This window comes from Vibrio sp. TRT 1302, from assembly GCF_050113875.1.
GTDB lineage: Bacteria > Pseudomonadota > Gammaproteobacteria > Enterobacterales > Vibrionaceae > Vibrio.
Genome location: NZ_JBNJOF010000001.1, coordinates 117,849 through 132,284, shown reverse-complemented (window position 1 = coordinate 132,284; position 14,436 = coordinate 117,849). Strand labels below are relative to the sequence as shown.

11 protein-coding genes are annotated in these 14,436 nt (G+C 44.5%); 6 read left to right on the top strand and 5 right to left on the bottom strand.

Annotated features, from left to right (window positions below):
• Positions 1 to 59 precede the first annotated feature (59 nt).
• On the top strand, positions 60 to 539 hold the full coding sequence (locus ACQEXP_RS00600; RefSeq protein WP_269376774.1) for a DUF4442 domain-containing protein: 480 nt from the start codon (positions 60 to 62) through the stop codon (positions 537 to 539).
• Here the strand turns inward: ACQEXP_RS00600 and ACQEXP_RS00595 are convergent.
• A complete protein-coding gene (locus ACQEXP_RS00595) occupies positions 508 to 1,893 on the bottom strand; it encodes a hypothetical protein (protein WP_269376773.1) in 1,386 nt (461 codons plus the stop codon). The genes ACQEXP_RS00600 and ACQEXP_RS00595 overlap by 32 nt on opposite strands.
• 89 nt (positions 1,894 to 1,982) lie before the next feature.
• Here ACQEXP_RS00595 and ACQEXP_RS00590 point away from each other — a divergent pair, with 89 nt between their 5' ends.
• A complete protein-coding gene (locus ACQEXP_RS00590) occupies positions 1,983 to 2,816 on the top strand; it encodes a CvfB family protein (RefSeq protein ID WP_426967498.1) in 834 nt (277 codons plus the stop codon).
• A 185-nt stretch (positions 2,817 to 3,001) separates the two neighbouring features.
• On the opposite strand, the gene rsmF is transcribed toward ACQEXP_RS00590, so the two are convergent.
• The 4 genes from rsmF to ACQEXP_RS00570 form a co-directional block, all read right to left on the bottom strand.
• Positions 3,002 to 4,426 carry a 16S rRNA (cytosine(1407)-C(5))-methyltransferase RsmF gene (rsmF, locus tag ACQEXP_RS00585; protein ID WP_426967496.1) on the bottom strand — a complete coding sequence of 475 codons (1,425 nt, stop codon included), beginning with the start codon at positions 4,424 to 4,426 and terminating at the stop codon, positions 3,002 to 3,004.
• Positions 4,427 to 4,511: 85 nt separating this feature from the next.
• Positions 4,512 to 7,145: an MlaD family protein gene (locus ACQEXP_RS00580; protein WP_426967494.1), complete on the bottom strand. Its 2,634-nt coding sequence runs from the start codon at positions 7,143 to 7,145 to the stop codon at positions 4,512 to 4,514.
• Entirely contained in the window at positions 7,138 to 8,397 is a 1,260-nt protein-coding gene (locus ACQEXP_RS00575) for a PqiA/YebS family transporter subunit (protein ID WP_426967492.1), read from the bottom strand. The genes ACQEXP_RS00580 and ACQEXP_RS00575 overlap by 8 nt, the downstream gene beginning before the upstream one ends.
• A 36-nt stretch (positions 8,398 to 8,433) precedes the next feature.
• Positions 8,434 to 10,230, bottom strand: coding sequence for an ABC transporter ATP-binding protein (locus tag ACQEXP_RS00570; RefSeq protein ID WP_426967490.1), 1,797 nt, complete (start codon positions 10,228 to 10,230; stop codon positions 8,434 to 8,436).
• 86 nt (positions 10,231 to 10,316) lie between these two features.
• Between ACQEXP_RS00570 and ACQEXP_RS00565 the strand changes: the two genes are divergently transcribed.
• From ACQEXP_RS00565 to ACQEXP_RS00550, 4 genes are all read left to right on the top strand, one after another.
• A complete protein-coding gene (locus ACQEXP_RS00565; RefSeq protein WP_269376767.1) occupies positions 10,317 to 10,790 on the top strand; it encodes a GAF domain-containing protein in 474 nt (157 codons plus the stop codon).
• Positions 10,791 to 10,889: 99 nt separating this feature from the next.
• On the top strand, positions 10,890 to 11,519 hold the full coding sequence (proQ, locus tag ACQEXP_RS00560) for an RNA chaperone ProQ (RefSeq protein ID WP_426967488.1): 630 nt from the start codon (positions 10,890 to 10,892) through the stop codon (positions 11,517 to 11,519).
• A gap of 17 nt (positions 11,520 to 11,536) precedes the next feature.
• Positions 11,537 to 13,534, top strand: a complete 1,998-nt coding sequence (gene prc, locus ACQEXP_RS00555; RefSeq protein WP_426967486.1) for a carboxy terminal-processing peptidase — start codon at positions 11,537 to 11,539, stop codon at positions 13,532 to 13,534.
• A 136-nt stretch (positions 13,535 to 13,670) separates the two neighbouring features.
• The gene (locus ACQEXP_RS00550; protein ID WP_269376762.1) at positions 13,671 to 14,333 is read left to right on the top strand and encodes a hypothetical protein; all 663 of its coding nucleotides are present in this window, start codon (positions 13,671 to 13,673) and stop codon (positions 14,331 to 14,333) included.
• Positions 14,334 to 14,436: the final 103 nt, after the last annotated feature.

The window sequence follows — 14,436 nt, the reverse complement described above, 5'->3', positions numbered from 1 at the left end:
TTGACATTGGGCGTTATTCGTTATGAACTAAGATAAATTCCACTGGTCGGACTAGTTCAATGTTATCAGCTCTCTCAAAAGCAAATCTCTATCTCAATCTGTTCGGATTTTTTAAAGTGCCGTTTATCTGGCTGGCTCGGCCAAAGATATTGGAACTGAATGCCGAGCGTGTTGAAGTTAAAATTCCCCTAAAAAGAAGAACCAAAAATCACCTTAACAGTATGTATTTTGGTGTATTGGCTGTGGGGGCTGATGTCGCGGGTGGTTTTATGGCGATGAGTAAAGCTGAGCAGTGCGGCAAAAGGGTGTCACTAGCCTTTAAAGCAGTAGAAGGGCAGTTTCTCAAACGTCCCGAAGCGGATGTTCATTTCGTTTGTGAAGATGGCAAGTTGATCGATGAAATGCTAGAGCAGACTTTTGCTACTGGTGAGCGCGTCAATCAAGCAGTGAAAATTACCGCCATTTGCCCAAGTCTGCACGGAGATGAACCTATGGCGGAATTTCTACTTACTCTGTCACTGAAGAGAATGGATGGCTAACGTCATCCACTTCAATTTGTTCAATCGCGACGATCTTGCTTCGGTTAAGAATGATTTTCCAACGATAGTAGCGTGGCTGGCCGTCGTGATTGTCTTCTTTGGCAATCAGATTGATAAGATGACGTTTTTCAACAGACTCGCGACTTACCTGCCCGTTATTGTTCATGTATACCTTATTAGAGCCTTTGTCCATCAAGCGAGTTAATTCACGCATGCTAACCAACAAAGACTCACGTGTCTCTTCATAACCACTCATAAACTTCGATGTCGACATTTCAGTTTTGGAGCTGTAGTGAAGCACTTGTTCTTCACGCTGGACAACGCGTTTCTTTCGGATTGACTGAATTCGGTCAGGTAATTTATCGAGAACCTTATAGTCTAGCCATTCGAGTTTCTGTCCCACCGCTTTCATTGTTGTCGGGTCTAAGTAAAGTTTACGCCATTTGGGGCGGCCTTTGCGAAGCCATCGCCACATCACATCACGCAGGTCATCTTTAAAAATTTCCCTTAATGCGTAAACAAATGACATTAAGACAATGAAAGAGGCGGTGATCTCTCCCCAGTAGTCACGAGCAAGAATGGCTGTAATGGTAACAAATACCATGACAAAGCCAGTCGCACTGCCTTTAACGACTCGCTTCATATTCTTACCCAGCGACTGCGTGCGCTCTTTCAGTACCACCGGATGTTCTATCAGGCGGCGCAATAGGCGCATTTTGTTGCTGAGTCGAGTGACGTCGTCACGAACGCTTTTGGAGTTATAATTATTGAGCTTTCTGTGCGCTGCTTCTTTTTCTACAATCGCGAGTAAGCTCTCTTTAAGGCTCTTATACTCGCTGTCACGAGGCATATGCGCGACAAGCGACATCAAACGTTGTCCTGTGTACCAAGAAAGATAGTTGTCTATATTGGCGTAGTAACGCTTTAAGCTCTCTTCGTAAGGAATACTACGGCGCAGTTTCTTGAGAATATCGAGAGAGAGGTTGATGACTTCGTCGACATCGTCAGTAGTGACAGATTCGGTATTGTGTTTATTGAGTTCATTGACCGCTTTGTCTAGCGCGATAACGTACTGATAGGCGAACAAACTCAAACTGACACGGTATTGAGTTGAAGAGAGCCTACCTCGTTTAGCTAAGCGGCTGTGTACGAGAGGAAGGAGAGTTTTGTCACTGTAGTAAGCGCGTTTTTGAGATATCGACTCATAGTAGAATTCACTCTCTTTAAGTATGTCCGGCGAAAGGCCAAGCTCACCAGGCACGAAAAAATAGAGATCTAAATCGGATTTCTTTGTCGCTGCCATCGCATGAGAAATCTTGAGAGTGATGCCGTCCTGCTTATCAACGGTGATCAATTAATGCTCCTAAAAAAGGTATAAATATCTGGCGCAAGCATAACAGAGATTCGCTATAATCACCGCAAATTTAACAAGAGACAGTTGAAATGATTAAAGTTGGTCAGACGAACCACTTAGAAGTAGTAAAAATAGCCGATTTTGGCGTATTTCTCGATGCCGGAGATTACGGTACGACCTTGCTTCCAAAACGTTTTGTACCTGAAGGTGTGGAAGTTGGTAGCTTTGTTGATGCATTTTTATACTTTGATTCTGACAGTCAGTTAGTCGCAACAACTGAAACCCCTGTTGCCCAAGTCGGCGAATGGGGATTGATGAAGATCGAAGGTGTCAACTCTACCGGTGCTTTCGCTGACTGGGGTATCAAAGGTAAAGACCTGTTGATACCTTTTAGTGAGCAACGTGCACGTTTTGCGGCGGGGCAAACCGTACTTGTTTATGTCTACAGCGATAAAGCTTCTGGACGAATTGTTGGAACGACGAAGTTTAATAAGCTGCTGGATAAAACACCGGCAAATTACACACGCAATCAACAGGTTGATTTAATCATCGCAGAGCGTAGCGAACTTGGTTACAAAGCCATTGTGGAAGGCCAGCACTGGGGTATGATTTTTAAATCAGATGTGTTTGGTAAGTTATTCATTGGTAAGCGACTTAAAGGTTACATCAAGAATATTCGCGAAGATGGCAAAATCGACCTGTCCCTGCAAAAAATCGGGGTTGGTAAGATGGATGAACTGAGCCAGAAGGTGCTGGACTTATTGGAGAAGAAGGGTGGATTCTTACCTCTTAATGACAAGTCATCGCCAGAAGCTATCTTTGCCGCTTTCCGCACCAGTAAAGGCACGTTCAAGAAGACGATTGGCGGTCTGTACAAACAGGGTAAAATTGTGATTGAGAAAGAGGGCATTCGCCTGAGTTAACACAATGGTTTGACTGTTAAGCCGAAAAAAAGGCCCAGAGCTGATCCTGCTTTGGGCCTAGGGGAACGGCTCCTACAGAGCCTGCGCTAACTGTCTGATATATTGTATATATCGATAACCTAATTGTAGTTTATGATTGGCAATGCGCTAGGCTTTTGTAGAATTTCATACTATTTAATGACCGATTAAAACAAGTTTTTATCTCTTACCAACTCTCTTGGTAGTCCATTCTTGATACGGTTACCCACCCACTTTCCTAATCCAATCACATCGTTAGCGAGTGTTACGATCACTTCACCTTGACCGGATAGGTCAGCAGGGCGAACATCACGTCCCATAAACCACTCTCGAGCCTCATCAATAGAAAGTGCTACGGCTGTTCTCTCTTTACCCGTAGCTAATGCCGTTGCAACTTGATGCTGCCAGCGATAGCCCTTTTTGTGGGCTTCAGCGATTTTGATCCCCATTCGGGAGAATCTAAGCTCACCGAGCATCGGTTCAAGAGCATCAGGGAACAGCCAAACGTCGTTGTCTCGTAACCAGATAGACGCGGCTTGAGGTAAGTTAATGTCCAGTTGAGTGTGGAGCTGTTTAGCAATGTCTTCTTGTACTTTAGCGCTCGCTTTCTCAAACGGAAATTTACCTAAACGCTTTTTCACTTGAGGGGCGGTGACTGACGCAAGTTTGCGCATACGTGCAACAAAGAAACCTTCACAATCATATACCTGAGGGAATATGTGTAGAAAACCGTCTTCGGTAAGGGCTTTATCGGCATCAGGGAAAAGGGAAGCGAGGTTATCGAACTCTACAGCATCACCAAAGGTCGCTTTAAGGTGATGACATACTTGTTGATTCTCTTCGATGCTGAGCGTGCAGGTTGAGTAGACCATAACGCCGCCAGGTTTTAACGCGTGAAAAGCGCTTTCAATCAGATCTTTTTGTGTGTCAGAAATCGAAAGGACCGACTCTTTGCTCCAGTTCTTCATGGCGTCTGCGTCTTTACGTACTGTACCTTCACCTGAACACGGTGCATCAATCAATACTGCATCAAAGTGCTCGGGCAACCAGCCACCAAACACACGACCATCAAAGTTGCTAAGGGCGGCGTTACGTACGCCACAGCGCTCAATGTTGGCGTGGAGTACTTTAACACGGCTTGCGGAAAATTCGTTGGCGACGAGCATACCTTGGTTGTTCATCTTTGACGCAATCTGAGTGGTTTTCGAGCCTGGTGCAGCCGCCATATCGAGCACACTAGTGAAGTCGTCTTGGTCATCTAAGAATAAGGCGGATACGGGCATCATAGAGCTGGCTTCTTGGATATAAAATAGGCCAGACATGTGTTCTGCCGAGTTACCTAAAGGGACTTCCGACTCGTCTGCGTCAATCCAGAATCCTTCCTCACACCAAGGTACAGGTTGAAGTTGCCATCCTTTGTGTTCTGCTCGTTGAACAAACTCATCGATTGTGATTTTGAGTGTGTTGACCCGAATACTCTTACGCAATGGGCGCTGACATGCGGCTATAAAATCCGCCATGTTCAGTCCTTGGGGTAGGATTGATTGCATTTCAGCGAGAAAGTCTTCTGGTAGGTATACGTTCTGGTGCAAGGTTCTGTCTCTACAAGCGTAAAAGGTCGGTGATTATAGCTAATTTCAATAAAAAACGCAGCGAATTCGCTGCGTTTCCCATGGATTAAGGCTTTGGTATCGCTGTACGCCATGAGCGCCAGCTGTCTTCTGCTTTGGTATATAAGTAGAACGACTGACCTTGACGAGCGATTGGTTCCAATTGTTTTTGTTCTGGCGTCGCAAAAGTTATTCCACCACGAACAATACTATCAATTGTTCCAGCTCTCACATTGGCACCGGTAATGCCGATCGATACGTCGACGCCAGATGTGTTCCAGAAAACACTGTTTTGACGAACTAAATAGGCGTATTGAGGCTCAATAGCAATGGTCGATATGACGCGATCAGCAAACTCACCTAACTGAACATTGGTTACTTCACCGACTTCTATCTCACGATAGAGTACAGGTGTACCAACAGTGATAGAGCCGCGAGATTCACTTTGTAGGGTGAAGGTAACGCCGTTTATCGCTTGTTGCTCGTGGTTAAGTTCAAAGGCATATGTCGCTTTGCCGTTGCCCGGTAGCACGTTGATGGATTGCGACAGGAGATTCTGAATGTTCTTCACACCACTAAGACCCACTTGCACTTTAGGTAACCAGAAGTACGAACCTGCTACGGCTATTGTATTTGTGTATTCAGGTAATATACGCGCTTTGACTTCTACTCTGTCGAGTTTGAAGTCTGGAATAACCAAGGTGACTTCACCAACTTTTACGCCGTTATAGTTGATTGACGTGCCTTTTGTGACTGTGTTTTCGCCACTGAGTGTCAATGAGATCACTTGACCATATTTTCTTGCAGTCTTGAAATCTGAGTAGAGCAACCATTTGTCGTTTTGCTTATTGTCGACTCCAGGCAGAGAATCGAAAGCAATGCCTCCCTGTATCAAAGTGGTGAGAGGGGCAGCCTTAACGTTGATGCCCGCAAGACTGGCATCTATCTCAACGCCTGAACGGTTCCAGAATACGGTTTGATCAGTGACAAGGTGTTTGTATTGATTTTCTATACTTGCGCTGATGATGACACCACCGTCGACCAAATAGAAGTCAGCAACATTACCCACTTGCAGATTTCGATACAACAGAGGACTGCCTTTGCTGATCGAAGGTAATTCACTGGCAAAAAGGGTCAACTTGGTAGAGCCTGACATATTGTACTTAGCGAGTTCAGCAAGTGACTTGTTTTGATAGAGAGTGTATTGCACTTGTGGCTGAGTTTTCCCTTCACTAACGAAACTAATTGAACCGGTTAGAAGCTGTTTCGCTGGTGGTACGGTAATATTCAAGCCTGATTCAGTCAATTCGGCACTGGCGCTACCTGTTACGAAGAAGCGGTTTTGAGACTTAATAAGGTGCGCATAGTCACTATCAATTAGCGCATCTAACTGCACTTTGTCGTTAACTAGGCTGACTTGTGTCACCGAACCTACGCTGATGCCACGGTAGAGGATGTTGGCACCCTGATCGAGTCCAAACGAATTGTCTGCCACTAATTGAAGTGAGACGGAGCGGGCTTGTTGGCGTTTGAAGTCGTCTTTTCTTACTGCGCTAAAATGTCGTGAACGCTCGCCGTCACCAGGAACCACGGTCAGGAAATTACCTTTAACGATGTTAGCGATGTTTTCTACTCCCGATAGAGAGACTTTCGCTTCTTCAAGAATGAAGCGGCTACCCGTCGTCAACATGTCACTAAAAGCAGGCTGGATTGCCGCAGAAGCAACGATGTTCTCTCTGCCATGACTCAACTCTAAATCTGTAATCTGTCCGATTTCGATACCACGGTACATGATTGGTGCGCCAGAAGCGTTGATCTTGTTGTCATCTGGTAAATCAATCTTTATTGCGATACCTCGACCAGCGGTTTTCAAGTCGGGGTAGAGTTTAAATTGAGAGTTATCTGCAACAGGCTCACCACCATCAGGCGAGTCGACAGCAATAGAGCCTCCAAGCAGAGCACTGAAACTTTCCAGTCTTACATCAACCCCTTCGAATCCGATGTTGGCACCGATACCACTGACGTTCCAGAAGCGGCTATCGTCGGTGATGATGTGGCGATACTCATCGCGTATCGAAGCTTGGATGATGACGTTCTTCGAATCACGGTCAAGTTGATAGCTATACACTTCACCAATCGGTATCTTTCGATAAACGATTTGCGAACCGACCGAGATACCACCTAAGTCTCGTGACTTTAGTGAAATATTAAGGCCTTCGTTAGCCAGTAAATCGGAGGGAGCACGCTCTAGAGCGGTAAACTTGGTCTCAGGCTCGGAAGGGTTATTACCGGGAGAAATCGCGATATAGTTACCCGAAACAAGGGCATCAAGGCCAGAAATCCCTGACAGACTTGCTGTCGGTTTGACCAACCAGAAACGCGCCTCTTTGGTCAGCAATTTCGTGGCTTGTGGGTAGATATCCGCATCGACGTAGATACTCTGTAAGTCTGGGGACAAGTTGATATCTTTCACCATGCCCACTTCTAGGCCTTGGTAGCGGATAGTGGTTCTTCCTGCGATCAAGCCTTGCGCATCAGAGAAGTAGATCTGGACTCGTTGCCCAGCATCTTGCACAGCTTTGAACACCAGCCATCCTGCCAGTACCATCGTTAAGATTGGTAGCAGCCAAAGTGGTGATATTCCTTTATTGCGCTTGATATGCGGGGAATATGAGTTTTGTGTGGGAGAAGGGTTACTCATTTAACGACTCTTTTCTATCAAATTCTTCTGGGTAATTGTCCCAAATTAGTCTCGGATCCATGCTTTCTGCGGCTAACATGGTGAGCACAACTACAATACCAAATGCGACCGCGCCATAGCCTGGTGTAAAGTCGAGAATTTGGCCTCTATCAACTAATGTCATCATGATCGAGATTACAAATAGATCCATCATCGACCAGCGCCCAATCCATTTGATGACAAAATAGATGCGCATTCTGTGTTTGTGGTAAATCTTGCGTTTGAACTGTATCGCCAGTAAGAGGTAAGACAACCCTAGGATCTTGGCAACGGGAACCACGATACTGGCAACAAAAATGATGATGGCGATGCCAGTCATACCGCTATTCACTAACGAAGCAACGCCAGAAAAGATGGTATCTTCTAAGCGTTTGCCGTTAGTCAATAAAATTGAAATGGGAATGATGTTAGCGGGAAATATCGCGATACTGGCCGCGATCAAATAGGCCCATGTTTTTTGAATCGAGTACGGTTTTCGGTGATGGATAGGGCTTTTACAACGTAAGCATTCTGTCCCTTCTGGTTGAGAAAGGTGACAGTGGTGGCAGTGGAGCGTTTTTTCTGACAACGTGTATTGCTCTTCCGCATGAAACACTTCCCAGTAACGGCGCACGCTGACTCGTGTCACCAGTAGTACGGTAGAGATTTGCAGTAACACTAGACCAATCAAGCCCGGTCCAACGTAGATATCCGAGTAATCTTGGAGTTTGAAACACGAAATGGCGATGCTAACAAGAAATACATCAATCATTACCCACGCTTTGACATAGTGAATAATTGAAAGGGAACTCTTGAGTAAACGAAACGAGCCATTGCTCAGCGCGATATGCGCCGCGACAACCGAACTACACAACAAAAGGGGGGCTATCGAACTGCAAAAGAAAATAAGCAGTGACAGAAGCACAAAACCCTCTTGAAAAAGTGCAAATACGCCTGAGGGTAGAGTCGCCGGAATCATCACGCCGAAAAGACGAATGCTAATAAACTCGAAGAAGTGCGAGGGAACAAACAGTAGAAGGCAAGTTATCGCAATTGCTAAGTTACCTGACAGAGAAGGATTACCCCCTCGGTATAGATGACTGTTACATCTCGGACAGTAGGCGCTTTTCCCTTTCTCCACCGAGACAAGGTCAACGGGTAGCTCACAGCCATGGCAAAGCCTGATATTGGTAGGCTTGGAGTCATGAGCATGCAAGACCTGAGGGGCGTTCATCGCAGCCCCTCTATATTTTTGGCACGAGAAAAGGGGCTAAGCGTGAGATTGCACGTTGCCGTATAAGGTTTGATATAAGCCTTGCTGTTCAACCAATTCTCCATGAGTACCTGCTTGAGATACTTGACCGTCTTCAAGTACGTAGATCAAATCTGCCTGTTTAACCGCAGACAATCTATGTGCAACAATTAACGTTGTACGACCACGTAGAAACTCGGTAAGCGCTTTATGTAATGCGGCTTCTGTTGCCGTATCGAGTGCCGACGTCGCTTCATCCAAAATGACAAACTTAGGATTACTCAAGATCATTCTTGCAATCGCTAGGCGCTGACGTTGTCCACCTGACAGCCGAATACCATTGCGGCCTACTTGCGTATCAAGTCCATCACTGAGTTGACTGATGACATCTTGCATTTGCGCGACTTCAAGCGCGCGCCATAAAGCTAAGTCATCATATTCTGAGCCTAGTGTCAGATTATGCCTTAAAGTGTCATTAAAGAGTATAGGCTGTTGTAATACAACGGCAATTTGCTCTCTAATTATCTCAAAACTGATATCATTTGTGGTTTGACCATTGTAGCGGATATAGCCGGAGTTAGGCTGATACACACCGATAAGCAACTGGATTAATGTTGATTTTCCCCCGCCGCTGGAACCGACCAGTGCCACTTTTTTACCCGCAGGTACGGTGAGGCTCAATTTTGAGAGGACTTGTACTTCATCATTGTAAGAAAAACTCACGTTGTCGATTTCAACATCGACTTCTCGATCATCAGTAAATGGATTCACCTTACTTTGAGGGCGATGTTCTTCTTCTAAATCTAATAGGGCATTAATCCGTTTCAGTGCCGCTTTGGCACTATACCAAGAAAACTGAATGCCAAGCAGTTCTTGAACAGGAGAGAGCATGAACCAAAGGTAACCAAATACTGCGAAGATTTGACCTATGGTCAGGTCACTAAACAAGACCATTAACATTGCAACAGCACGGAATAACTCAAATCCCAATAAGAATAGAAGGAAAGAGACTCGACCAGCGGCTTCCGATTGCCATGCATACTTATCGGCATCTCGGCGAATGTGATCTGCATGGGTCTTTAGCTCGTTAAGAAATTCCCGCTCTCGATTTGCCGCTCTTAGTTGATAGATGCCATTTAAGGTCTCGACTAATCGATTCTGAAAACGTTCAAACGATTGATTTTCGCGCTTTTTAAGATGCTTTACTTTACTGCCTAGCTTACGTGAAAAATAGATTACAACCGGATTGACCAGAAGAATAAACAGACCCAAACGCCAGTCTAGCCAGAGAAGGACCCCTGCGGTACCTATGACAGTCAGCAGGCTGATAAGAAATTTACTGAGAGTTGAACCAATAAACTGATCGATGGTTTCTATGTCTGTAATCAAGTGAGCGTTGATACCTCCAGATCCACGAGTCTCATACTGGCGAATGCTGATACGGCCCAGCTTATCGATCATTTTGCTACGCATCTGATACGTAATGGTTTTAGATACCAACGTAAACTGACGGCTCTGTACGATCGAAAGTGCTTGGCTAGCCGTACGCATAAGTACAACTAGGAGTAGGGTCAAAAAGATATAGCCTGTTGCTGTCTGCATTGAATCAGGTAACAGCTGGTTCATTACTTTAAGGCCTGTACCAGGCTGGTTGAGCAACACCTCGTCGACCATAAGTGGCATCAACAATGGAATAGGCACGCTGATTAAGGTGGCGATTAAAGCAATGACATTGGCAAATATCAGCTTATTGCGGTGTTTTTTTACTTGTGTTATCAACCAAGAACGGCTAATAGTGTTGGAATTATTAGTCATTATAATGAGAATGCTTACTATTTGTAGTTTGCGAAATTGTACGCAGATTCATAGTGGAAGTCTCTAGTTTTCAAATGGATGTATAAATGAAAATAGAACATTATCAACGCTTAACCAAACAAGTCATCGCACTTATCGAATCTGAGACCGATTTGATCGCCAATTTGTCAAACATCAGTGCTTTGCTCAACATGGAACTTGAAGAGTTAAACTGGGTTGGTTTCTATTTAATGAAAGATGACCAACTGGTGCTTGGTCCGTTTCAAGGCAAGCCTGCATGTGTGCGCATTCCGGTAGGACGTGGAGTCTGTGGAACCGCGGTCGCGACCAATACGGTTCAGCGTGTTCATGATGTGCATGAGTTTGCAGGGCATATCGCCTGTGATGCAGCGAGTAACTCAGAGATCGTGATTCCATTTTCGATTGATGGTGAAATTTTTGGTGTGTTGGATATTGATAGTCCAAAAGTGGGGCGATTCAATGAAATAGATGAGCAGGGTCTAACTTTTTTGATGCAGGAAGTAGAAAAGCTGCTTAATTCACACGCTATCAAGGCATAAATTATCTATTGAGTGTGGTTTTTCGCTTGCAGGTCACTATAATACCTCAAATATTTAATCTTAATGCTCGCGGATGTACCGCAATAACCAGGAACCCACATGGAAAACACTGAAAAGTTAAAAAACAGCAAAGAAGTTATCGCATATATTGCTGAATGTTTCCCTAAGTGCTTTACTTTAGAAGGTGAAGCGAAACCACTTAAAATTGGTATCTTTCAAGATCTTGCGGATCGTCTAAGCGATGATCCTAAAGTAAGCAAAACTCAACTTCGTGCAGCGTTAAGACAATACACTTCATCATGGCGTTACCTTCACGGTGTTAAGCCTGGTGCAGTCCGTGTAGATTTAGATGGCAACCCAGCAGGCGAGCTTGACGAAGAACACGTAGAACACGCAAAAACAGCACTAGCTGAAAGTAAAGCTAAAGTGCAGGCTCGTCGTAAAGAGCAAGCGACTAAAACTCGCGAAGAAAGTAAAGCGAAAGCTAAGCCTGCGGCGAAGAAGTCTCAAGGCCGTCGCCCGCAACAAAATAAAGTACAAAAAGCCGCTAAGCCTGTAGAAACGCGCGCTCTGAATGCTGACGAAGTTAAAGTTGGTAATCAAGTGAACGTTAATATGGGTAAAGGAAACATGGCTGCGACTATCGTTGAAATCAATAAGGAAGATGTGCGTGTTCAACTGACTAACGGCCTACAAATGGTTGTAAAAGCGGAGCACTTGCGCGCATAAAGGAGATACTCCTACGCATGAAATGCCGTTCAAAATTGTCGCTGATTGCTGCTAGCTTATTGCTAGCAGCTTCTACTGCTCATGCTTTAGAAGCAAATATCAGTTTAGAGGACCTGCCAGTCCTGACTCCAGAAGCTCAGCATGAGACAGCCAGCAAACGTGTCACATCTCGCTTTACACGTTCTCATTACAAACACTTCTCGCTAAACGATCAATTTTCTCAAGCTATTTTCGAACGTTATATCGAAATGCTTGATTACAATCGTAATATCTTTACGCAAGCAGATATCGACTCTTTCAAAAAATGGACATCAGGAATCGATGACCAATTGAAAGCGGGAGATAACCAGATTGCATTTGATGTCTACAATCTGTCAATCAAGCGTCGTTATGAACGTTTTAAGTATGCTTTGTCTATTCTCGATCAGGAGATGAGTTTCGATAATGACGAAACCATTGAGCTTGATCGCAGTGAAGCTGCATGGCCAGCCGATACCGCAGAGCTTGATGAACTTTGGCGTAAGCGAGTCAAGTATGACGCATTGAATTTAAAGTTAACGGGCAAAGATTGGGATGAGATTAAAGACACGTTAGGCAAGCGTTATAACAACGCGCTCAAACGTTTAGGTCAAACTCATAACGAAGATGCATTCCAGCTCTACATGAACGCATTTGCTCGTCAGATTGATCCTCATACTAGCTATCTTTCACCTCGCAGTGCCGACCAGTTTCAAACCGATATGAATTTGTCGCTTGAAGGTATTGGTGCGGTACTTCAAATGGAAGACGATTACACCGTTATTCGTTCGTTGGTGGCGGGTGGCCCTGCGTCGAATAGTAAGCTTCTAGCGGAAGGTGACCGAATCATTGGTGTTGGTCAAGATGGTGAAGATATCGTTGATGTCATCGGTTGGCGTCTTGATGATGTTGTTCAGCTCATCAAAGGACCGAAAGGCACCAAGGTTAACCTGCAAATCTTGCCTGAAGGCAAGGAAGCGAAAGCGGATGTTGTTACCATCGTTCGAGACAAAATCCGTCTAGAAGACCGAGCGGTAAAATCTGAAGTGATTGAGAAGGATGGCAAAAAAATTGGTGTTCTAGAGGTGCCAAGTTTTTATGTCGGACTTGCAAAAGACACCGATAAACTTATCGAAGAGCTCAAAGGCAAGGGCGTTGATGGCATCATTGTTGATCTTCGTAACAACGGTGGCGGTGCACTCACTGAAGCAACCGCACTTTCCGGTTTGTTTATCACTAGTGGTCCTGTTGTCCAAGTGAGAGACAGCTATGGTCGAGTGAACGTCAATAGTGATACAGACGGCAAGATCAGTTATGACGGTCCATTAACGGTATTGATTAATCGCTATAGTGCTTCCGCTTCAGAGATTTTTGCCGCGGCAATGCAAGACTATGGGCGTGCCATTATTTTGGGTGAAAACTCTTTCGGTAAGGGTACGGTTCAGCAACATCGTTCGCTAAACCACATCTACGATCTTTTCGATAAAGAGCTGGGTTACGTTCAGTACACCATCCAAAAGTTCTACCGTATTGATGGTGGTAGCACACAAAACAAAGGTGTTGCGCCCGATATAGCGTTCCCTACAGCAATAGATCCAAGTGAAACGGGTGAGTCGGTAGAGGACAATGCATTGCCTTGGGATAGTATTGACAAGGCGAAATACGAAGTGTTACAGCGTAACGAAGCGTTGATTGGTAAACTTGCCGCTAACCACCAAACTCGTATTGCTAAGGATCTTGAGTTTCGTTTTGTGGCCGAAGATATTGAAAAATACAAGGCAGAGAAAGACGATAACTCATTGTCGCTCAACGAGAAAACACGTAAAGCGGAAAGCGATGCAGCAGACGCGCGACGTTTAACTCGAATTAATGAGAGACAAAAAGCTGCAGGTCAAGAGCCGTATAAGACACTGGATGATATCCCTAAAGATTATGAATCGCCGGATGCCTACCTTAACGAATCGGTAGCGATAATGGTTGATATGATTAAATCTTAATTGAAATCAATCTATTAAAAAGCGAGTCATTTTGGCTCGCTTTTTTTATTCAATAAAATATTGTGATAAAGATCAATTTTTTTAGCTAAATATACCTGACGTGCCTAAGCTTAAAGAAAAGAGTGAGGAGCACGTGATGAGATTGTTAGCTCTAATATCATTAATTTTTAGCCTTTCGGCGCTCGCTGATGGAGTAAGAGACAACAGCGATTTAACTCAGTTCGACCAACCGTTTCTGCTAGGAGACTGGTACCTCGTTAATCCTAATCCTGAACAGTCGCGTGAAAACTTTTTGGCGATCAAGCTATCCTTAGATTCAAACTATAGTTTTAAGATCGATATTCAGAAAAGGGACTATTCAGTCGATCACTGGGAAGGGTTGTACACAGCCAATGAAGATACTTTGGTTCTTGGATTGAATACTTCAGAGCCTCAAATGTACGAGTATTCAGCCAATCACAATTTACTCAGTTTAAATGGCGTTACTTTCACTAAAGCGTTGTCCAACGCATTGGCTGGCATGTGGTCAAGTGCGCATTTGGGTGGTGATGATATTCTCGCCAGCGACGTACAGAAGTTAGATCTGATTTTACAGCCAGATTTTGTCTTTATGTTCCGAGTGAGTAATGATCATGGCGATGAGGCGATACACAAAGGTGTTTACTATACAGAGGGTGAGCACTTGGTGCTTCTCTATGAAAATGGTGAACATGAAACACGATACACGCTGAACCGAGATACGCTGACTTTGGAAATGGAAGAAGGCGCGCTGTATGCCGTACTAAATCGAATCCGTTGATAAAGCGTGGTACATAAACGTGATACTTGCTGACTAAATAGACAAACAGTTTGAGTTTTACGTCAACAATAGACAAAAAACGAGGTATTTCGACATCGAACCT